The sequence below is a fragment of the Enterobacter cloacae complex sp. 2024EL-00227 genome (assembly GCF_043945315.1).
In the GTDB taxonomy this organism is placed as follows: Bacteria; Pseudomonadota; Gammaproteobacteria; order Enterobacterales; family Enterobacteriaceae; genus Enterobacter; species Enterobacter roggenkampii.
Genome location: NZ_JBIMQP010000029.1, coordinates 1 through 20,172 on the forward strand (window position 1 = coordinate 1; position 20,172 = coordinate 20,172).

Annotated in this window: 24 protein-coding genes and 1 pseudogene; 22 read left to right on the plus strand and 3 right to left on the minus strand. The window is 55.1% G+C overall.

Features of this window, described 5'->3' with window-relative positions:
• Nucleotides 1–294 precede the first annotated feature (294 nt).
• Together ACHH0Z_RS24305 and ACHH0Z_RS24310 are read left to right on the plus strand one after the other, a co-directional pair.
• Nucleotides 295–1,071, plus strand: coding sequence for a site-specific integrase (locus tag ACHH0Z_RS24305; protein WP_045409485.1), 777 nt, complete (start codon nucleotides 295–297; stop codon nucleotides 1,069–1,071).
• A gap of 201 nt (nucleotides 1,072–1,272) precedes the next feature.
• Nucleotides 1,273–1,530, plus strand: a pseudogene (locus ACHH0Z_RS24310) (site-specific integrase); the annotation flags it as partial.
• Nucleotides 1,531–1,773: 243 nt separating this feature from the next.
• Here the strand turns inward: ACHH0Z_RS24310 and ACHH0Z_RS24315 are convergent.
• Nucleotides 1,774–2,784 carry a RepB family plasmid replication initiator protein gene (locus tag ACHH0Z_RS24315; RefSeq protein ID WP_015572055.1) on the minus strand — a complete coding sequence of 337 codons (1,011 nt, stop codon included), beginning with the start codon at nucleotides 2,782–2,784 and terminating at the stop codon, nucleotides 1,774–1,776.
• 740 nt (nucleotides 2,785–3,524) lie between these two features.
• On the opposite strand from ACHH0Z_RS24315, the gene sopA reads away from it, so the two are divergent.
• Both sopA and ACHH0Z_RS24325 read left to right on the plus strand, forming a co-directional pair.
• Entirely contained in the window at nucleotides 3,525–4,691 is a 1,167-nt protein-coding gene (sopA, locus tag ACHH0Z_RS24320) for a plasmid-partitioning protein SopA (protein WP_023327689.1), read from the plus strand.
• On the plus strand, nucleotides 4,691–5,656 hold the full coding sequence (locus tag ACHH0Z_RS24325; protein WP_013087134.1) for a ParB/RepB/Spo0J family plasmid partition protein: 966 nt from the start codon (nucleotides 4,691–4,693) through the stop codon (nucleotides 5,654–5,656). The genes sopA and ACHH0Z_RS24325 overlap by 1 nt, the downstream gene beginning before the upstream one ends.
• Before the next feature lie 649 nt (nucleotides 5,657–6,305).
• On the opposite strand, the gene ACHH0Z_RS24330 is transcribed toward ACHH0Z_RS24325, so the two are convergent.
• Nucleotides 6,306–7,577: a Y-family DNA polymerase gene (locus ACHH0Z_RS24330; RefSeq protein WP_015572056.1), complete on the minus strand. Its 1,272-nt coding sequence runs from the start codon at nucleotides 7,575–7,577 to the stop codon at nucleotides 6,306–6,308.
• A complete protein-coding gene (gene umuD / locus ACHH0Z_RS24335) occupies nucleotides 7,577–8,008 on the minus strand; it encodes a translesion error-prone DNA polymerase V autoproteolytic subunit (RefSeq protein ID WP_013087136.1) in 432 nt (143 codons plus the stop codon). Before umuD ends, ACHH0Z_RS24330 begins: the two co-directional genes overlap by 1 nt.
• A 231-nt stretch (nucleotides 8,009–8,239) precedes the next feature.
• On the opposite strand from umuD, the gene parM reads away from it, so the two are divergent.
• The 18 genes from parM (at nucleotide 8,240) to ACHH0Z_RS24425 (ending at nucleotide 19,820) form a co-directional block, all read left to right on the plus strand.
• Nucleotides 8,240–9,211 carry a plasmid segregation protein ParM domain-containing protein gene (parM, locus tag ACHH0Z_RS24340; RefSeq protein WP_023327692.1) on the plus strand — a complete coding sequence of 324 codons (972 nt, stop codon included), beginning with the start codon at nucleotides 8,240–8,242 and terminating at the stop codon, nucleotides 9,209–9,211.
• 2 nt (nucleotides 9,212–9,213) lie between these two features.
• Nucleotides 9,214–9,876: a plasmid partitioning/stability family protein gene (locus ACHH0Z_RS24345; RefSeq protein ID WP_032664819.1), complete on the plus strand. Its 663-nt coding sequence runs from the start codon at nucleotides 9,214–9,216 to the stop codon at nucleotides 9,874–9,876.
• 3 nt (nucleotides 9,877–9,879) lie between these two features.
• Nucleotides 9,880–10,143 (plus strand): hypothetical protein, encoded by a 264-nt coding sequence (locus ACHH0Z_RS24350; RefSeq protein WP_045409483.1) that lies wholly within the window; start codon nucleotides 9,880–9,882, stop codon nucleotides 10,141–10,143.
• Nucleotides 10,144–10,171: 28 nt separating this feature from the next.
• Nucleotides 10,172–10,375 carry a hypothetical protein gene (locus ACHH0Z_RS24355; protein WP_013087140.1) on the plus strand — a complete coding sequence of 68 codons (204 nt, stop codon included), beginning with the start codon at nucleotides 10,172–10,174 and terminating at the stop codon, nucleotides 10,373–10,375.
• A gap of 374 nt (nucleotides 10,376–10,749) precedes the next feature.
• Nucleotides 10,750–11,217, plus strand: coding sequence for a hypothetical protein (locus tag ACHH0Z_RS24360; RefSeq protein WP_045409478.1), 468 nt, complete (start codon nucleotides 10,750–10,752; stop codon nucleotides 11,215–11,217).
• 528 nt (nucleotides 11,218–11,745) lie between these two features.
• Complete coding sequence (locus ACHH0Z_RS24365) at nucleotides 11,746–12,438, plus strand: DNA methylase (protein WP_045409475.1); 693 nt, start codon at nucleotides 11,746–11,748, stop codon at nucleotides 12,436–12,438.
• Nucleotides 12,435–12,656 carry a hypothetical protein gene (locus tag ACHH0Z_RS24370; protein WP_013087144.1) on the plus strand — a complete coding sequence of 74 codons (222 nt, stop codon included), beginning with the start codon at nucleotides 12,435–12,437 and terminating at the stop codon, nucleotides 12,654–12,656. The genes ACHH0Z_RS24365 and ACHH0Z_RS24370 overlap by 4 nt, the downstream gene beginning before the upstream one ends.
• A gap of 55 nt (nucleotides 12,657–12,711) precedes the next feature.
• A complete protein-coding gene (locus ACHH0Z_RS24375; RefSeq protein ID WP_045409472.1) occupies nucleotides 12,712–13,134 on the plus strand; it encodes a DUF1380 family protein in 423 nt (140 codons plus the stop codon).
• Between the two features lie 357 nt (nucleotides 13,135–13,491).
• Complete coding sequence (locus tag ACHH0Z_RS24380; RefSeq protein ID WP_013087148.1) at nucleotides 13,492–13,920, plus strand: antirestriction protein; 429 nt, start codon at nucleotides 13,492–13,494, stop codon at nucleotides 13,918–13,920.
• 46 nt (nucleotides 13,921–13,966) lie between these two features.
• Nucleotides 13,967–14,377 (plus strand): DUF1380 family protein, encoded by a 411-nt coding sequence (locus ACHH0Z_RS24385; RefSeq protein ID WP_013087149.1) that lies wholly within the window; start codon nucleotides 13,967–13,969, stop codon nucleotides 14,375–14,377.
• Nucleotides 14,378–14,427: 50 nt separating this feature from the next.
• On the plus strand, nucleotides 14,428–14,625 hold the full coding sequence (locus tag ACHH0Z_RS24390; protein ID WP_072050670.1) for a hypothetical protein: 198 nt from the start codon (nucleotides 14,428–14,430) through the stop codon (nucleotides 14,623–14,625).
• 785 nt (nucleotides 14,626–15,410) lie between these two features.
• Nucleotides 15,411–15,683 carry a hypothetical protein gene (locus tag ACHH0Z_RS24395; protein WP_023337954.1) on the plus strand — a complete coding sequence of 91 codons (273 nt, stop codon included), beginning with the start codon at nucleotides 15,411–15,413 and terminating at the stop codon, nucleotides 15,681–15,683.
• Between the two features lie 43 nt (nucleotides 15,684–15,726).
• The gene (locus ACHH0Z_RS24400) at nucleotides 15,727–16,092 is read left to right on the plus strand and encodes a hypothetical protein (RefSeq protein ID WP_015572064.1); all 366 of its coding nucleotides are present in this window, start codon (nucleotides 15,727–15,729) and stop codon (nucleotides 16,090–16,092) included.
• 67 nt (nucleotides 16,093–16,159) lie between these two features.
• Complete coding sequence (locus ACHH0Z_RS24405) at nucleotides 16,160–18,172, plus strand: ParB N-terminal domain-containing protein (RefSeq protein ID WP_045409737.1); 2,013 nt, start codon at nucleotides 16,160–16,162, stop codon at nucleotides 18,170–18,172.
• Between the two features lie 37 nt (nucleotides 18,173–18,209).
• A complete protein-coding gene (gene psiB, locus ACHH0Z_RS24410) occupies nucleotides 18,210–18,644 on the plus strand; it encodes a conjugation system SOS inhibitor PsiB (protein WP_045409735.1) in 435 nt (144 codons plus the stop codon).
• Nucleotides 18,641–19,372, plus strand: coding sequence for a plasmid SOS inhibition protein A (locus tag ACHH0Z_RS24415; RefSeq protein WP_045409732.1), 732 nt, complete (start codon nucleotides 18,641–18,643; stop codon nucleotides 19,370–19,372). The genes psiB and ACHH0Z_RS24415 overlap by 4 nt, the downstream gene beginning before the upstream one ends.
• The gene (locus tag ACHH0Z_RS24420; protein ID WP_032641239.1) at nucleotides 19,369–19,599 is read left to right on the plus strand and encodes a hypothetical protein; all 231 of its coding nucleotides are present in this window, start codon (nucleotides 19,369–19,371) and stop codon (nucleotides 19,597–19,599) included. The genes ACHH0Z_RS24415 and ACHH0Z_RS24420 overlap by 4 nt, the downstream gene beginning before the upstream one ends.
• Nucleotides 19,596–19,820, plus strand: coding sequence for a hypothetical protein (locus tag ACHH0Z_RS24425; protein ID WP_074146975.1), 225 nt, complete (start codon nucleotides 19,596–19,598; stop codon nucleotides 19,818–19,820). The genes ACHH0Z_RS24420 and ACHH0Z_RS24425 overlap by 4 nt, the downstream gene beginning before the upstream one ends.
• Nucleotides 19,821–20,172 lie beyond the last annotated feature (352 nt).

Below are 20,172 nucleotides of genomic sequence, written 5' to 3' on the forward strand. Positions count from 1 at the left end.
ATTGCGTTCCATCGACCATCAGCCCCATGATCATTGGAGTAGCTGTAAATGCAGCACCTAATAATTAAAATAAAACAATAGGTTAACCTATTAACGTGGTTTTTTACATCGTTGGCCCTCAAACCCCGTCTTGAAGAAACTTTTCTCGCGGGGATGAAAGCAAGCCCGGTTTCGTTTGAAGATTACACCAATTACCGTGTCAAATCTGCTACCGAGTATCTGATCCTGCCGGGTCCGGCATCCCCGGATGCACCGGTGATGCACTGCACACTCTAATGACAATGGTGACATAACATGATGCCAGCACTGCCAGGCCATAGCGGGGCTTTTTCCTCTGCTCAGCTGCCGGTGGCCATCGATTACCCGGCCGCGCTGGCACTGCGCCAGATGGCGCTCGTTCAGGACGAACTGCCGAAATACCTGCTGGCGCCGGAAGTGAGCGCCCTGCTCCACTACGTGCCCGATCTTCACCGTAAGATGCTGCTGACCACCCTGTGGAACACCGGCGCCCGTATTAACGAAGCACTGGCCCTGACCCGGAGTGATTTTTCCCTGGCCCCGCCCTACCCGTTCGTGCAACTGGCACCCCTCAAACAGCGGGTGGAGAAAGCGGCCCGAACGGCCGGCCGTGCTCCGGCCGGCAGCCAGCCTCATCGTAACGTTCCGCTTTCCGATCCGCAGTATGCCCGCCAGCTGGAAATGATGGTGGCCACCCTGAAAATACCGCTGGAACGCCGGAATAAGCGCACCGGCAGAACGGAAAAGGTGCGCATCTGGGAGATCACCGACCGTACCGTTCGCACCTGGCTGGGCGAAGCTGTTGAAGCGGCAGCCGCCGACGGGGTGACGTTCTCCGTGCCGGTGACGCCACACACGTTCCGCCACTCCTACGCCATGCACATGCTGTATGCCGGAATTCCGCTGAAGGTGCTGCAGAGCCTGATGGGGCACAAGTCGATCAGCTCGACGGAAGTCTATACAAAGGTATTTGCGCTCGATGTTGCTGCAAGGCATCGTGTGCAATTTTCAATGGCAGAGGCTGATGCTGTTGCCATGCTGAAAAAAAGATAACTAAATTTGTCAAAATTTACAGACAGTTGTAATGACATCCACTTATTCGATAATAAATTAATCTTGCGTTACGTGAAAACTGACAGGGGTCCAGGCTGTACCAGGCCGGAATTCACGTAACGCACTTTACGTCTTCTTCATTACTTACCTTTTCGTTCCGATCCTGTTCATCCCTGCATTGCCCCCTTTTCTTCATAACGCATTTCACTGTTGCCGAAAGCCCATGGGGTCGACTTTGCGACCGCGGCCGCACTCAGAAGGATGGCCACTTTAACCGGCGCCACCCTGGCGTACCTACTCGTCCCCGAAGTGAGAGCCCTACTCTTCTATATGCCGGATCTTCACCATTAAATGCTGTTCTCTACTTTCTGGAACACGGGAGTGCGGATCAGTGAATCCCGGACGCTGCCCCCGGAATCCTTTGATCTCGGTGGGTTAAGACCCTTTGTGAAAGTACTGGGCTAAGGGCATCCGCCCTGACGAACAATATTGACTAAGTGATGAAAGTAAACATATCGCAGTGAAGATGTTGAGCAGACTGCCCGCTCTTCCACACACCGCAGTCAATATCAATACTCCGGTAGGCCTATCCGCATATCGCAGTCAAGGCAAGCAAAACCTAAACGGAATGATGAATCAGTATAAATTGACTGTGGTATGCGCTCTGCATACCACAGTCAACAAACTCTAAAACGGCATTCCTCAGTCATTTCCCGGTTTCACGCTGGCGAGCGCTTTTGCTAGTTTCTGAGGATCAATACCTGCAGCCTTCAGGGCTTTAATAACTTCGTCATAGTTCTGCTCAGGTACTTCCTCTTCCGGCTCACGGGGAACAACGACCTTGCTACTGATGAGTTTCGGATTACGGTAATGCACGCTGAAGTAGGTGGCCCGGCCGCGTTTGAATTCGGTGTAATCCAGATAGCCGATATCCTTCAGCTGCGCCATGGCTTTGCGCACCGTGTGGTTCTGCGTGTAGAGGTTAGACGTCAGGTTGAGTCTGTCTCGCATACGCTTCATGGAGATGGGGGCCGGATTCTGTGGCAGACTTTCAATGTAGGTATAGAGTGCCTGTGCGGACTCCTTGCGCTGCAGGGCATCAATGGCTTTCAGACGCAACAGGACCCGCCTGTCCATCTGATAAAGCTCAAAGAGCTTGGGCTCTGCCCTGATCTCCACGACATCGGCAGTGATGTCGTAATAGGCAGACTGAACCAGGTGCGTAGTCCACCCTTTCGTTTCACTCTGAAACTTGAGGGTTACGGATGCCAGCTTGAACAGGGAGTTGCTTATCCTGTCACGCATTTTCTTGTTAGAGCGCCGGGAGTCAAAGCCACACATTTTAACAAACTCAACAAAAGACAGCTTGAGCGTGTCATCCTTAACGCCAAAATCATACATTGAACGGATGATTCCAAGCCAGACTTTGAAGTCCGTATCCATATCGAGGCGCGATCCGGTGATCCTGACATCGGTATACCCTTCACTCCGGGCAATGGACAGCTGTACGAGCTCCTCAGTCGCATCCGTGACGTTTTTGCGGTTCGTCTTACTCCTAGAGGTCGATTTGAGGGTAGGAACGAACAGACCAAGCCTCATGAGCGCAACAGGCTGAACAGTACTGGCGCTGTTGACATCCAGCTTAACAACTTCACCCGTTGTCTTATTGACCTCCTGAAGATTCAGGGGTAACTCATTATTTTCCATAGCCATTTTATTAACCCGCGGTTATCCACAAACGAAAGTATATACGCATATCACAGTCAACGGAAATACATACCCCAGTTAATACAATTGCATACCGCAATAGTTGATCTCGCACACAACAGTCAACATACCACACACCACAGTTAATGAAGATAGTCTCCAGGCTCAGGCGTAGCGGGGCGCTAAACGATCCGGGGATCTCTTTTTGATCTCAACATGATCTCCTTAAGGATCAATTACTGGATCGAAATATGGAATAACAGCCAGCATCCAATACATATGGACCACTGACATGACACAATGTGAATCTTGGTACAACAACCCAGTAATACAACACCAGGAAAGGCAATAGTCTTGACTGTGATATGCAGAAAAATGCATGTCATTACTCTTCCCTATTCCTATTCAGCTTCATACCGCAGTCAATAATCTGCATACTATAGTCAATTCCTTACCATTCAGTTCCTTCCAGTGGAGCTTCGTTAGCTTCAGAGCGTCAGCCACACCTTGTTAGTACGGAGTAATTCCGCTTCCTCGACGCATGCGCCTACGCGCGCATACTTTCTGCGGCGAGCGGATGATATTGACTGAAGCATGCGGCAGCCTTTCAGGCGGATGCTGAACTGAACAAGACTATATTTTGATCGGCTTTGCAATATTTAAGACGGTTTGCAACTTTAATGTTGCTTTGCGCCTTTTACCAAGATTTAATAGATTAATGCAAAGATAATAATAAGGAACAAAGAATGGGACTGATGGAAACGCTTGACCAGTGCATTACGGCCGGTCATGAAATGACGAAAGCTATCGCGATTGCACAGTTTAACGATGATAGCCCGGAAGCCAGGAAAATTACCCGTCGCTGGCGTGTGGGTGAGGCCGCCGATCTGATTGGCGTTTCTTCTCAGGCAATCCGTGATGCAGAAAAAGCAGGACGCCTTCCCCATCCTGATATGGAAATGCGTGGACGTGTAGAGCAGCGGGTGGGCTACACCATTGAACAAATCAACCATATGCGGGATGTATTTGGCACCCGTCTGCGCCGTCCTGATGACAGCGTTCCGCCCGTCATCGCGGTGGCAGCACATAAAGGGGGTGTCTATAAGACATCTGTATCTGTACATTTGGCACAGGACCTGGCGCTGAAAGGGCTGCGAGTACTGCTTGTCGAAGGGAACGATCCTCAAGGCACAGCCTCCATGTACCACGGCTGGGTCCCTGATTTGCATATCCATGCCGAAGACACACTGCTGCCTTTTTATCTTGGTGAGCGCGATGATGCAGCCTATGCCGTCAAAGCCACCTGCTGGCCGGGTCTCGACATCATACCTTCATGCCTGGCTCTGCACCGCATTGAGACAGAACTAATGGGAAGGTTTGACAACGGGAAACTGCCGACAGAACCTCATATGATGCTTCGCCTGGCCATCGAAACAGTGGCCCATGATTATGATGTCATTGTTATCGACAGTGCACCGAACCTCGGTATTGGTACCATCAATGTCGTCTGTGCTGCAGATGTACTCATCGTGCCAACGCCAGCAGAGTTATTTGATTACACCTCTGCCCTTCAGTTTTTTGACATGCTGCGCGACCTGTTAAAAAACGTGGACCTGCAGGGTTTTGAACCTGACGTTAGAATTCTTCTGACCAAGTACAGCAATAACAATGGCTCACAGTCACCCTGGATGGAAGAACAGATCCGCGATGCCTGGGGAAGCATGGTACTGAAAAACGTTGTTCGCGAGACCGACGAAGTCGGTAAAGGTCAGATCCGTATGAGAACGGTGTTTGAGCAGGCTATCGATCAGCGCTCATCTACAGGAGCCTGGCGAAATGCGCTGTCTATCTGGGAGCCTGTCTGTAATGAAATTTTTGATCGCCTGATTAAACCTCGCTGGGAGATCAGATAATGAAACGTGCACCAGTCATTCCAAAACATACCGTAAAAGATATCCGCCCCGAAACTGAACCTTCAGCGGCACCCGCTGCACCGATGGTTGATTCATTAATTGCACGGGTTGGAGCCATGGCCCGCGGGAATACCATTCTGCTTCCGGTTTGTGGCCGGGAAGTGAAATTTATTCTGGAAGCGATCCCGGGCGAGAGTGTTGAGACGGCATCAAGAGTCTGGTCAGGTAATGAACGTGACCAGGAACTACTGACCGAAGACGCGCTTGATGATCTGATTCCCTCTTTTATGCTGAGTGGTCAACAGACGCCTGCGTTCGGACGAAGGGTAGAAGGTGTCATTGAAATTGCTGATGGTAGTCGCCGTCGTAAAGCCGCCATACTGACATCATCAGATTATCGTGTTCTCGTCGGGGATCTCGATGACGAACAGATGATGGCTTTATCACGGCTGGGTAATGATTATCGTCCTGTCAGCGCTTATGAACGGGGCAACCGTTATGCACAGCGGTTGGAAAATGATTTTAACGGCAATATCTCTGCTCTGGCTGAAGCTGAGAATATTTCCCGTAAAATCATCACGCGTTGCATCAACACGGCCCATTTGCCAAAATCAGTGGTTGCCCTGTTTACTCATCCTGGTGAACTTTCCGCCCGCTCTGGGGAGACGCTGTACAAAGCATTTTCGGGAAAAGAAGCTTTATTGTTGCAACGGACACAACAGCTTCATGAGCAAAAGAAAGCGGGAGTTATCTTTGAATCCGAGGAAGTTATTGGTTTACTGACGGATGTTCTGAAAGAGCCATCAGGTAAAAAAGTAAACCTTAATACCCGTCATCAATTTGTACCTGGTGCGACAGCCCTATACAAAGGCGATAAGGTGATTTTTAATCTCGATAAATCTCGTTTGCCTGCCGAGTGTATCGAGAAGATAGAAAGCATACTGCGCGACTTACAAAAAGTTTAGCCTGTTTAATGATACACGCGAGAGTCTTCATTAATTTCCAATATCCTTAATGCGTTACATGCTGCTTCGGAATATATACATCCGAAGCAGTTATTTTCTGCACTATAGCCCAGTGTTGTTAAAAAGATCTGTTTACTTCTCCCAACCTGATTGTTACCACAATCTAAAGATCCAGTTTTTTCTAGTTTTCCTTAACTAGTTCCGCAGTTCACCCCTCAACCTGCATATCAGAACTCAGACGGTAACCCATCTCGGAATACTGATTACATACACCAGATTAACTGGGACCACGGTCCCACTTCCTACTTGCGTGTCAGAACTCACCCATCAAGCCCGCTTGGAATATCGATTCCACACGCCGGATTTAACTGGGACCACGGTCCCACCTCCTACTTGCGTGTCAGAACTCATCCTTCAACCCCGCCTGGAATATCGATTCCACACGCCGGATTTAACTGGGACCATGGTCCCACTCTATTCAGCTGTTTCTATCACAATACAGATTTTGAGATTGTTACTGTGATTCCTGTATTAGGTGCGTAAGAAGATTATGTTCGTTTTGTTCCCTGGTGCTTCCTCGCTCACTCGCGGGCTTCGCCCTGTCGTTCGGCTGCGGCGAGCACTACTGGCTCTCTCAGAAAAGCAGAATTTATCTGATCCTCGCAACGGGAATATCTTTCCAGCGGGTGGTGTACGCAGGGGAGAGCATATCGCGTTTCATTTGCCATGATGGCGCTATCCCTCGCCCGGCAAACCAGATCTGTCCCAGACCGGAATGATTAATGCCATCGAGAACCTTCATCAGCTCAGAGCTGTGAGGACGTGGCGGACGTTCGTCGAACAGCTGCAGCTGCGAAACGCCGGAGCCGGTGAAGTCATTCAGCATCACACCGGCTTTGGCATACAGGTGCCCATCCTTCCAGATACGCTCCAGAGCCGTTGTGGCGGCCGCAATAATGTCCCGGGTGTCCTGAGTGGGTGTAAGCAGTTTCTCCGTGGCCACGTTGCCGTAGTAAGGCTCTTTAACGGCGAACGGAGACGTTTTGATGAAAACGGAAATATGCCGGCAGTACTGGCGCTCTTTCCGCAGCTTTTCAGAGGCCCGCTCTGCGTACTGACAGACAGCTTGGCGGAGCGAATCGTACTCCGTGATTTTCTCTCCAAAGCTGCGGCTGCAGACGATCTGCTGTTTCGTCGGTGGTGCTTCCTCAAGCGACATGCAGCTTTCCCCGTTCAGTTCGCGTACTGTTCGCTCGAGAACGACGGAGAAATTTTTGCGTATAAAGGCCGGGTTCGTCAGGGCCAGATCGAGCGCGGTCCTGATACCCAGTACATTAAGTTTGCGTGCAATACGGTTTCCCACGCCCCAGATCTCTTCGACCGGCTGCAGTGAAAGCAGTTTCCGCGTTCGCTGAGGATTCCCCCTGGTCAGGGCGAGCACACCACGAAACTGTTTCCACTCCTTTGAGGCCCACTGGGCTGATTTTGCCAGGGTTTTCGTCGGCCCGGCACCCACGCCGATGGTCAGACGGGTACAGTCATACACGTGCTGGCGCAGCTGCCGGCCGAAGTCCTCCAGGTCCATGCAGTGCTCAACGCCGGTCAGGTCGAGGAACATCTCGTCAATCGAATACTGTTCCACCCTTGGGGCCAGCTCCTCCAGGCAGCTCATCACGCGCGCTGACATCGAGGCATAAAGTTCATAGTTGCTTGAGAACGCGTATATTTTTTCCGGATACGTTTCGTTTTTCATCTGAAACCACGGCGTGCCCATTTTGATCCAGGGCTTTGCCTCGGCACTTCTTGCGATAACGCAGCCATCGTTATTACTGAGCACCACAACCGGCTTTCCTTTCAAATCCGGGCGGAAAACACGTTCGCAGCTGGCATAAAAGCTGTTCACATCGGCCAGGGCAAACATCAGTACATCTCCCTCGGGCGGTGGATGATGTGCGTGACGACGCCAAAGATATCCAGATCGTCCGGGTCGGGATAAATCGGCGGCCAGGCGGCGTTCATTGGCTGCAGCGTCAGTCGTGGCGTCAGCAGAAGCCGTTTAACCGTAAACTCCCCCTGCACACTGGCCACAACAATATCGCCGTGCCGGGGCTTCTCTGCACTGTCCACAACCAGCAGATCGCCATTGTAAAGGCTGCCGTCGGACATGCTGTCACCGCTGGCACGGAGATAGTAAGTCGCGCTCGGGTGCCGTATGCAGTAATCATGGAGATCCAGGTCGGACTCGACATAGTCAGCGGCAGGGCTCGGAAAACCGCAGCTGGCCAGGTCTGCAAACAACGGATGGGCCTGTGGCGGGAGTGCTTTCCCGGTGCTGAAAAGCTGCAGTTTCATCTTTCCTCCTGACGTCTAAATATACTGGTTATCTATACAGTATATTTAACAGCGTGAGGATAATCCAGATCGCCTGCGCCATGAACAGGGTGAGTAACCTAAGTTACTCAAAATGCTATTTAATATCATTATGGGACATTTAAATTACTCATAATGAGAAGCATGGCTTTTATTTTGCCATTTTGCTCTTATAATATGTATCAAATTGAGTTTAATTGACGGAGCATAATGATGAATATTTACTGCGATGATGGTTCAACTAATGTTAAGCTGGCATGGTTTGAAGGAAACGAGCTGCAGACCCGGGTTTCAGCTAACTCCTTCCGGCATGGCTGGAAAGTGGCGGAATTCAGTGCCGCAACGTTCAACTATCAGGTGGGCACGCTGAAATACACCTGGGACAGCGTCAGCCGGGATGCCATCCCGACAACAAACGTGGAATACCAGTACGGTGATCTCAACCTGCTGGCCGTGCATCATGCCCTGCTGAACAGCGGACTTGAGCCGCAGCCGGTGAGCCTGACCGTGACGCTGCCCCTGAGCGAGTATTATGACGGGGACTGCCAGCGGAACGAGGAGAACATCCGACGCAAACGAGAAAACCTGATGCGTGAGCTGGTTCTGAATAAGGGCAGGGCATTTACCGTAACGGACGTGAAGGTGATGCCTGAATCACTGCCGGCGGCGTTCTCCCGTCTCGCGGAGCTGAAGCCCGGACCCGCTGAGACCACCCTGATTATCGATCTCGGCGGAACCACGCTCGATGCCGGCGTGATTGTCGGACAGTTTGATGATATCAGTGCGGTACACGGCAATCCGTCTGTCGGCGTGTCACAGGTCACCCGCGCAGCTGCAGGCGCGCTGCGGGCTGCAGACAGCGAAACCAGCGCGCTTATTGCTGACACGGTCATCCGCAACCGCAATGATCGTCAGTATCTGCAGCGAGTGATCAACGATGCCGGAAAAATTGACGATGTTCTGAACAAAATTACAGAGGCAATCACTTCCCTGGGCGCGCGTGTCACCAGTGAGCTGACGGTCTTCAGGAGCGTTAACCGGGTATTCCTGGTCGGGGGAGGGGCATCCCTCATTGAAGAGGCTATCCGTCAGGCCTGGCCTCTGGCTCCTGACCGTATCGAGGTTATCGGCGATCCGCAGCTGGCGCTGGCCAGAGAGATTGCCCTTTACAATAAAGAGGACTAAACGTGCCGGACGGCCAGTATTCTTTCTATCTGCACAGCGACGATCGCACCGACATCACGGCGATGGCGACCATCAGCACCATCTCACAGCCCCTGCGCGGTGACTTCATCCGGACCGCCGCCACCGCCGGGGCGGTGATGTACCAGACGGATGCCCGTTTACCGGCGCTGATCCCGGTGTTCTTTGACGGACATCTGAGTGCCATCCGGCTTTGTGCCGTGATGGCCCTGGTATCCGGCACCTGGTCTTCACTCTCAGGACTTCCTGATGAGCCTGATGGTGGCGTGGCTGCTCTGGCCATGTCACCGGAGACGGAATACCAGCGCCGGCGTTACACCCTGACGCTTCAGGATGACCGGAGCAGTGAACGGGTTGAGCGTGTGCTGACGGGCGTGTCATCCCGCCTGCGCGGAGAGCTGCTGAGAAACCTGATTATCACCGGTCTGGCCCTGCATACGACCGCACCGGAGCTGCCGCGTCTGCTGGCCAGTATGCCGGTACCGCCCGGCACGGTCAGCGAGCTGCAGGTTCTGGTTCAGCAGATGGCTGGTACGGCTGACGTGAGTATGGCTGCAGTGCCGGAGAAACCAGCGGAGCCTGCCGCACCGGTATCCGCTGAAGCGACCAGCATAAAGAAAAATATGCGCCGGGCATTCGGAGACTAGAGCATGTCAGTGATTAAACAAAAAGCAGTGCAGTGCATTCATAACTTTCTGCGCGCCCGGAACGTGCCTGAATCTCAGTGGCCGGAACGGGTCAAAAAGACCGGCAGGGGAATGATACTGGCAGGCGTGGCCGTCGTGGTTCCCGGCGTTCTGGTTGATAACATCTCACTGCCGGTGACAATCGCGATGCAGGTCTGCTATGCCTCACTGATCGGCCTCGGGGTTCTCCTGGCGTTTGACGAGATAAAACCAGAGGGGCGGGGATGAATATGAACATTAACCTGAAGGAAACAGTATGCAGCTTGAAGAACTGACAGGAGACGAACGTACGCTGGTCGTTGTGGCACTGCAGGCGTTGTTCCGCGAGAGATTATCCGCATCAAATGCCGTCTTTACGGTATGTAGCCTGTCCGGAAAAGAGCAGCCGCCGGAAGATATTTTTGGGCTGCGTGAAGTAGAGGATGCGCTGAGACGTATTGGTGCAGCTCCTGCGCGTTAAATCCGGTCCCGTACACTTCAGAAAAAAACGGCAGGGTGACATCTCATCCCTGCCGTCAAAACTAAACGCTTAATTTTTCGGAGATTATAATGTATTGTTTTGTGATGTAAATCACATTTTAATTTAATGTGAAATTTTTCCTCCGCTTTACATCTCCCGTAAAAAATTACCCGCCGTGCCTTCACGCTAACCCGGCCGCTGCGGTCGCAAGGGTTCACGTTGTCTCCGTCCTCACCCGTTCGCGCCCTGCACGGTGCATTCAGCCCGTGAAGGGCTTGCGCTGCGGCTTCGGCGTCGCCCTGGCGTCCTCCGCTTTACGCCGTGTTTTTGTGGCGGCACGGCGCAAGAGGGTGCCGGATGCTGAGGACACAACCATGTTCAGACTGACCTGTATTGAACTCGATAACGGCGAGTTTGCCGTCTATATCAATCACCATTACCTGGGGAGTGAAGATGCCAGCGGAGAGCGACTTTCTCTGGGGGAGGTTCTGGAGCAGCTCTCCCTGCTGCCGGGCGTGGAATTACAGACCCTGCTGGAACCCGTACCGGAGTGCGATGACTGGTGCTGGAACGACATCGCCGATCGCGTCCTGCCGCCGCGTCCAGCATGTCGTGATGATGTGACGGTGGCAGGACTCATCGCCAGGCTGAAGCAGTACCCACCGGATGCTCTGTGTATGGGGACGTTCTGGCTGGAAGATGATTTTCTGTCGCTCGATGGCAGTCTGTCGGAGGAGGAAATTGCAGAAGCCATGCGTATCTGCTACCACAGCCACGATGCAGGCATCGGTTTTAACTGGGACACGCTGCAGTTCGCTATCGACCACGTGAAGGGGAGCTGAAAAAAAGGACACCGTCCGGGGAGGGGTGTCCTGAAATGTGTCAAATTCGTTGTAAGTGAAAACTGTTCAGATGTTTTCGAAACAGATGATTGCACAATTACTTCATACTTTCACCTGCCATATATGCGACTCAAAAAAAAAAGGACGTCTCCGGCAGGAGTCGTCCAAAGCATACCAGGCTTTCGATACACGCACTGCGCTGCAGATGCGAACTCGTATTGATTTTTTCATAGCCTTATGGACTCATCAGCTACCAGAACTGGTAATAAAGGATGTCGGTTCCCTCCGCCTTATTGCCGCCAGCCGGCGGCGTGTTCAACGCCGTGCCTTCACGCTAACCCGGCCGCTGCGGCCGCAAGGGAAGCTCATCGCCGTTCTCCTCACCCGTTCGCACCCTTCACGGTGCATTCAGCCCGTGAAGGGCTTGCGCTGCGGCTTGCGGGAACGCCCCTGCGTCCTCCGCTCAGAGCCGGGTTTTTGTGGCGGCACGGCGCAAGAGGGTGCCGCATATCAGAGAGGAGAGTGTCTATGTCCCGTTTTATTCTGGGTGACTGCGTGCAGGTGATGTCCCGTTTTCCGGCGCGTGCCGTCGATTTTATTCTTACCGATCCCCCGTATCTGGTTGGCTATAAGGACCGTACCGGCCGCACCCTGGCCGGGGACAACTCAGCTGAATGGCTCCAGCCCGCCTGCCATGAAATGTACCGCGTGCTGAAAAATGACAGCCTGATGGTGAGTTTCTATGCCTGGAACCGCGCGGACCTGTTTCTCAATGCGTGGAAAACGGCCGGCTTCCGGGTGGTTGGTCATATCGTCTTTGCCAAGAGCTACGCCTCAAAATCGACGTTCGTGGGTTACACCCATGAGAACGCTTACCTGCTGGCGAAGGGGAGGCCGCAAACCCCGGACCGTCCCGTCCCGGACGTGATCCCCTGGAAATACACCGGCAACCGACACCACCCGACGGAGAAGCCGGTGCAGAGCCTGCGGCCGCTGATTGAATCGCTCACGCGTCCGGGGGCCATAGTCCTTGACCCGTTCGCCGGCAGCGGCTCCACCTGCGTGGCCGCCGCCGAAGCCAGCCGCCGCTATATCGGGATCGAGATGCTTGAGGAGTACCACGCCGCCGGCGTCCGCCGTCTGGCACAGGTTGAACGGGCGAGAAGGATGCCGGCGGCCAATGACGGCGCGTTTTACCCCGACTGGCCGGAGGCGGCATGAACTACCCGGGCCTTGAACACCTGCGCGCGGACGTGGCCGCGCTCAGCAATGCCATGTGTGACGTGCGGATGCTGCTGAACCGCCTCGAATCGCAGCACCGGCACGACGCGGCAACGCTTACCGAACGTATGGCTGCGCAGACTCTGCGCCGGATCAACACCCTGCTTCTTGAAGCTTACCGCGAAGCCCTGGTGCTGGACGAAACCTTTCAGGACTGACTGACCCTGCCGGGCTGATGCCCGGCCTGTAACCCCTTACAAGAGAGAACAAACGATGTACGGAACCCGCGAAGAACTTTGTGTACAGCTTGAAAACATGTTCACCTTTGACGAACCCCTGGTCCTGCTGGTCTGGACGGAAGAGGGGATTAGCGTGGCCTGCCGTGAAGCCCAGCCAGAACCGGACGGGACTGAAATCCGGAATCTGATGAAGGCGATCGGCGAAATGAAAATGACGCAATACCGTCAGGATGGGGTAAATAATCGGACTGTCAGCGATCTCCTGGCCCGTCAGCGCGAAGCGGCAAACCGTCAGGTGAGTGTTCCGGCAGTACTCCTGTCCCGCGTCCTGCGTAACTATGAATGCGAGCTGGAAAACCGGATCGGTATGGCCTGGGAAGCCGGGCGGCAGGAGCCTGAATCCGTCAGGAATGCGCTGAAGGACGTTCACGCATTACAGGAGACGCTGGCCGCGTAAGGGAAAGAGCCGGGGTAACGCCCCGGCAACCGGTGGACATCCACAGCGAAAAGGATGTCAGTGCCTTCCGCTTCTATCCGCCGCTGCCCTCCGGGCCACGTCGGGACAATGAAACTCCCCCTGAAGCTCCGTGCGGTGACGGCATGCGCCGTGACTTCACTGTAGCCCGGCCGCATCGGCCACAAGGGTTCGCTTACGCCTCCGTCCTCACCCGTTCGCACCCTTCACGGTGCATTCAGCCCGTGAAGGCTTTGCGCTGCGGCTTGCGGCGTCGCCCCTGTGTCCTCCGCTTTTCGCCGGTCTGTCGTGTCGTCACGGCGATGCCGGAACCGAGAATATGTTAACCGTGGAGGATCTATGAACCAGACCGTGACCTGTGATGCTGTTCGTCTTGAGGGTGCGCAGCGCCTGACTTTCCTGCCTGATTTGTTTGGCGGCGATTTTATGACGTCCGAGGCATCCGTGTACGCCTACGCCCAGCGTTACTGCCCTGAGTATCAGGGGGGATTCTGGCAGTTTTACCGGCTGCCGGAAGGCGGCGGATATATGGCGCCTGACGTGGAGAGCCTGACCCTGTGCAATCCGGACAACTGGTTTGAGGAGACTGTCAGCGGGGAAGTGGCGGGGATCATCCTCACGGCGCTGGTACTGAATCACCGGAGCTGGCACCACAGCAACCATGACCATGAAGAACTGTGCCGCCACTTCTGCCGTCGCTATGAGCAGCTTATGGCATTTGCTGACACCCATCCGGAAAGCGCCACCATCTGGCGTGCCCTTGACTGACTGACTGACCACGGGCGGCGATGCCGCCCGATAAAAGGAGAAAAACATGATTGGTACAGCAAGAGAAATTGCCCTTGAAATGTTCAGACATTCCGACCTCGATGGCGAGAAATACGTTTTCGCCTGCTGGAATCGAAATGACATTCGTTGCGTCTGCCTTGACTGGGATTTAACCGATGAGGAACTGGATGAAGTCCTGCGTCGGCTAAGTTCATGCCTTGAAAGTGGCGCGGATATCGGCCAGATACGGGCGATTGTCGAAACCATGCTCGATGAGCGACGCGAGAAGCGAACCGTGACTATTCCCGCGAAATCGCTGGCCTTAGTCATGCAGCTTGCAGGACGGGAGATGCAACGTATCGCAGTATGCGCGGAGGATGGCGGCGGATCAGCTGAAGAAACCCTGAAAGAAGAAAACGACGTCATGATGCGCCTGCGCGCGGCGCTCGATGCCTGACAGAGAAACCGGAGGCATTGCCTCCGGAAACAGAACAAAAGGAGAACACCTTGCAACTGTCACCGGAAACCCGCAGCATCCTGCGCCAGTATAAAACACTTATCAACGAGCGACGTCGCGAATCCGGACTCAGCCCCGTAACCACAGCTAAAGTGCTTGAAGAGATCTGCGAATCGGCTACCCGCCAGTGCGCCGTCTATCTTTGCGGCCACTTCATTCTCCAGGGCGGTCAGGGCGACGGACAATAAATAATCCGGGCGGGGCATAGGCGCCGCCTGTTCGCGCGCGAAAACCCTGTCATCCTTTCGGGCTGACGGACGGTAAGGCCAGCGCCTGCGGCGCTGCCCCCTCCCGCCCGGATGTAAGCCCGGAGAGATGCAGATGAAAGGCATTGTGAGGGCAAATTGTCACAGATACGGTCCTGCGTGGCGTGGCGTGGCGTGGCGTGGCGTGGCGTGGCGGCTCTGAAACCCGATCAGCAAATCCTCTGAAAACACCTGAATCCCACTTCTGGCCCCCTTCGGCTCCCGGCCAGCGCTGCTGTCCGGTCGTCGAGCCCCACTCCGCCAGGGCGGCCGCTGACGCACCCGCCAGGCTCCGCCGAACCCCTCCGGGTTTCGGGCTGACGCACCCGCCAGGCTCCGCCGAACCCCTCCGGGTTTCGGGCTGACGCTAGGGTCTGATGGCGAAGGTCAAGGGCTGCGGCTTCTCCGGCCGTGCCGTCCGGAACGCCTTCACCGCGCCGGCTGATGCCGTCGCTTTAATGGCGCCACGCCGTTCCGACGTGTCGGGTGTGTGCATCCTGTTCCCCCGGTGAAGCCATCCCCCGTGCGTCCTCACGCGGAGGGCTTGTCGTAGCACCGTCGGGTCGTCATCCAAGGGGTGAAATGCACTCCGCCAAAACTTTTTGCGTGCCGCAAAAACTTTTGTCTTCGCCCCTTTCCTTCCGCCCTTCGCCGTTGCTCCTTTTGCCCTTTGCCGCGAGAGAACTCACCAGGGAGATGGACAACCATCACCACAGGAGAAAACCAGGATGCACACACGAAACGTCAACGTCAAAACCGCCGCTCAAGAATCTTCCAGGAAGATGGGGGAAGAACAAAACCCTGTTTCTGTCGCACGGGAGTGGGTGGCTCAGGCCACTTCGCTGAAGGCGGGGGTCACCGTCACCTTGTCCGACGTTTCCCGATACGGCGACGTGCAGGTGGAGATCCGCACCAACGGAACGCTTAACTGGCGCGCCTGGTCGTTTGAACCGGATTTTCTTTTTGAACTGAAACGCAATCTGCAATACGTGCAGCTTTAACCGGAGGCCGGATGTCCGGCCTTAACCCAGAGAAGGAGGAAACATGCAGAACCTTAACACCCGTCCGGCGACCCGTAAGGTCGGGCAGAGCACCGAAATCGTGAAGCTGCTGCGCATTCAGGCCAGCGACACCCACGTGGTCGAGTTTGACAACGTGGACACCCGATTTAATGACTGCAACAACTGGCAGGTGATGGCAGGAGGCAAACGAGTCCTGTTCAGCAACCGCATGTATGAGCGTTTTTCAGATGTGAAATCGGGGATCGTGGCAACGATCAACGTGTGTGAAAACAGCGGCAGCGTAACGGATAAAGCGATGCTGGAAGGGGCAAAAGTCATGATGCAGCTTCTTGATGGCTATCCGTCCTTTGGAGCACTGGCAGCACACCCGAAACGCATTACCGGTTAACCGAGTGCCGTGACCGGAGGGCAATCCGGCCACGGCTAACCACAACTATCACTGAGAGGTAAAAATCATGGTCGCCACCAATACTACGGCAAAAAAACCAGCTAAGACCACCCGTCAGACAAAATCTGCGGAAAAAATCGCGCAGTCTACCGAGCAGAAACTCGTCCAGCTGCTCGCTGATACGCCCGTGCAAATCTTCCCGTACTCCCGCCTGTCACACACGGGCTTAAACACGCGCATCATTCCGCATACCGATCGGGAAGTGGAAGAGATGGCAGACAGCATTCAGGCAATGGGCATCCTCCAGAACCTGATCGGTGCAGAACTGCCGGACGGTACGATCGGCATTGTCGGCGGGGAAGGTCGCCGCAGAGGCACAGGCATTCTGGTGATGCGCGGTGTTCTCGATGCAGACACGCCGTTTGTTCCGGTGAAAGTCCTGCCCGTGGAGATGGCTGTGGCGGCCTCGATGATCGAGAACGGTCGACGTAAAAACATGCATCCCGCCGAGCAGATTATCGGTTTTCGTACCCTTCAGCAGGAAGGTAAAACGGCCTCTCAGATCGGCGCACTGATGGGCTACCACCCGCGCCACGTTCAGCGCTGCCTGAAGCTGGCGAATCTTGCCCCCTCCCTGCTGGATGCGCTGGCGCGGGATGAAATCTCCCTTGAACAGTGTGAAGTCCTGACACTTGCTGATACCCATGAGCGTCAGGAGCAGGTCTGGAAAGAGGCTGTTGAACAGTGGCGCGATCCTGCCGTACAGACCCTGCGCAAAATGGTGACTGACGACAAGATGGCCATCAGTCACCCGATGTTTGAGTATGTGGGCGAGGAAGCCTATACCGCCGCTGGCGGTACGCTGACCGCCGACCTGTTCAGCGACAGGGACAGCACCTTTGCCGATGCGGCGCTGGTGAAATCCCTGCTGGCTGGCAAGCTCACCGTGCTCGCCGCCCGCGTTAAGCAGGAGCAGGGCTGGGGCTGGGCTGAGTTCCGTATGACGGAACTGCGCGCCAGCGGTGAGGACGGTGAACAGTACCGTTTTGCGATGCCGAAAGCTGTCCTGACGGAAGAAGAACAGAAGCGCGTCAGTGAGCTGGAAGAACAAAGGGACGCTACTGAAACCTACGATGACGAATACGCGATTCAGGAGCAGATTGATGATATCTACTGCGAGGCGACTTACCGTGAAGCCACGCCGGAATTTCGCGCCGCGCACGGAGTCTGGGTGTCATGGGACGGTAGCAATTTTCAGGTTCAGCCTGGTATCCGCAGGCTGACTGACGAAGACCGGGCAGAAGAAGAACAGGCGCGTCAGGAACGTGAAAAGAACGTTATCAGATACACCACGCCTGACATTCCCGCTGACGCCTATCCGGCAACGCTGGTTAAGGCCATGTCGGCGGAGCGCACTCTTGCCGTTCAGGCGGAACTGGCGGGTCGACCCGATGTATCGGTGGCGCTCCTGACGTGGACGCTGTGTCTTGCGCTCTTTGACCGCACCCACGGCAAGCGCAGCGAACCGCTGAAAGCGTATGTGACCTCGAATCAGTATCACCTTTCATCACTGGCTCCATCCGGTGAAGAAGGGAAGGCGCTGACGGCGCTCATTGCACAGAAAAAAGCGCTTCAGGCAACGCTGCCCGAAAACTGGCATCTCGATTTCACCTGGCTGCTGTCATGGTCAGCCGAGCAGGTGAACACCCTGCTGGGATTCTGCGCGGCACACGGTATCAACGGCATTCAGGAACGTATGTATAACCATACGCAGAAAAGCGAACTGGACGGGCTGGAAGCGGCGCTGGACTTTGACCTGCGCAAATGGTGGCAGCCGGATGCTGAGAGCTACTTCGGTAAGCTCACGATTTCCCAGATTGGCAAAGCCTATGAAGAAGCCGGACTCAGCGCCCGTGCGGGTGAAGTTGTGAAGCTCAAGCGCCGCGATGCGGCGAAGGCCGCCGAGCAGGATCTGAATGCTCAGGGCTGGCTGCCTGACTGGATGGTGCGCCCAGCGCCAGCCGCTGAGGCTGAAGAAGCCACCGAAACCGACGCTGACACCACTGACCACGCTGCTTAATACCGGAGGCCGCCGCCTTCGGGCGGCGGGAACAGACATGACCATGCAATATGACCTGAACCGAATTAACACCCTGACCGCATCCGACCTGGAGTTTATCCGTCAGCAGGGCGAAGACGCGCGCCGCGCCCTCAGCGACGCCGTGACCGGCCTCCTGTCCACACCTGAAGGATGGTGCGTCTGCGCCGAGTTCCGCAGCGAGTTCGGCGGCTTCTTCCCTGTCCAGTGCCGCTTCAGCGCGGACGGCAGTGATGACTGGCATCTGTGCGTGTGCAGCCCCGGCGAAGTCTCGCCTTACTGGCTTCTGGTGCTGCTATCCTCCGGCGGTGAAGTGGTGCGTACTCTTTACCAGAGCGACACGCTCCAGCCTGAACGGATAAACCAGCTGATCGCGCAGCTGGCAGGTATGCGCCGCTTTAACTGCACTGCCCGCACCGTGGCGAAGCTGATGAATGTGGAGGTGACAGCATGATCCCGTCCTCACACGCGCTCGTTTCCCTGAAGCCCGCCCGTCAGGCTGCAATACAGGCTATCAGCCATGTTGAGTCTGCCCGCGAACGCGGCGCACGACTGCCCGCCATGCCGTATGTGCGTACCTTTCTGCGTCTTCTCACGGGCAGCGGACGCCTCAACGCCACGGTGGCCAATAAAATACCTGGTCTGCACTGGGTGCCAAATAACCGTCATTCGAACCTGAAACAGGTCGAGGAGGCGCTTAACACGATGATCGCCACCAGTGGCGAAGCCTGCCCGCTGCCGCTCACAATTGACGTACAGGCCGAACTGTTTCCTGAGGTCATGCACACCCGCACGGGTCGACGGCTGCACAGGTCCGGCATTAAGACCACGCGTCAGATGCGCCGCCAGTCTCGTGAGTACGAACAGCGCTGGAAACTGCGCCAGAACCTGCTGGAGCAGGCGAAAATCGACCTGAATTTTCAGTCACCGGAAACCGTCTGCATCTGGTACACCCGGTGGAGCGACGAGTTTGACGCGGCAGAGCTTGCCGGACCGTTCTGGCGCTGGCAGTCGCGGTTCTCGTCGCTGAAGGAACTTGACTGGCTTCGCATCAGCGGCGAGCCGCTGTATGCAGTGATGTACGAAATCCCGTTTATCGTGCGGGAGACGCCGGAGTCTGTCCGTACTGCTGAGCGCTGGCAGGTGCCGAACAAGTTGCGGTATCAGCAGGGGGCAGAATGAGAAATAACCCCTGCAAGACGGAGCTGAAAGTCGCCCGCAGCCAGCGTAACAAGCTCCGTACCATGTCGGCAAAGCTGAAAGAGATGTGCTGCGAGTGGGACGGACTCAGTGGCTGGCTGGAAACCGAAAGCGAGCAGCTGGCGGAGAGTATAGACAGGCATCTTGAGGCGCTCGAAGACCAGATCCGCGAGTGGTCAGAAGGTACGGATAACCGGGAGGGCTATTGAGCATTATCAGCCGCAGGTTCGACAAAAAAGAGACAGGAACCGTGTTCCGGCATGCTGAAAGCGGGAAGATCCTGTACCGCCTTGATGCCCGGCTGGAGCGGGATGACTGGGAAATGTTGCAGGCGATGATCAGCCTTGTCTATAACGCCGGCGTGACCGCCGGAAGCGAACAGAGAGCCGCTGAGATTCGTGAGGCGCTGGGGATTTCAGGGGCTGAATGACGCGGAAAAACGATGAGGATTTATACAGTTTTCAGACTGTTATTCCTGGGCAGATGATCGACAACGGGATATAATGGCGATGGCGCTTGAGGCTTTTTGCCTCATGACGTGAAGGTGGTTTGTTACCGGTTGTGTGGCAAAAAGAAGAAAGCCCCGTAGGAAGTTAATTTTCATTAACCAACCAAATGTACTGCACCCATTTAGTTGGACTCTCAAACTGGAGAGTTGGACTGACCCCGCCCCGGTAGACGATCCTGCCCTATAGTTTGAGCATAGGAGGAGCGTATGGGCACACCACGATTTACACCTGAATTTAAGGAAGAAGCCGTCCGTCAGATAACAGAACGCGGTT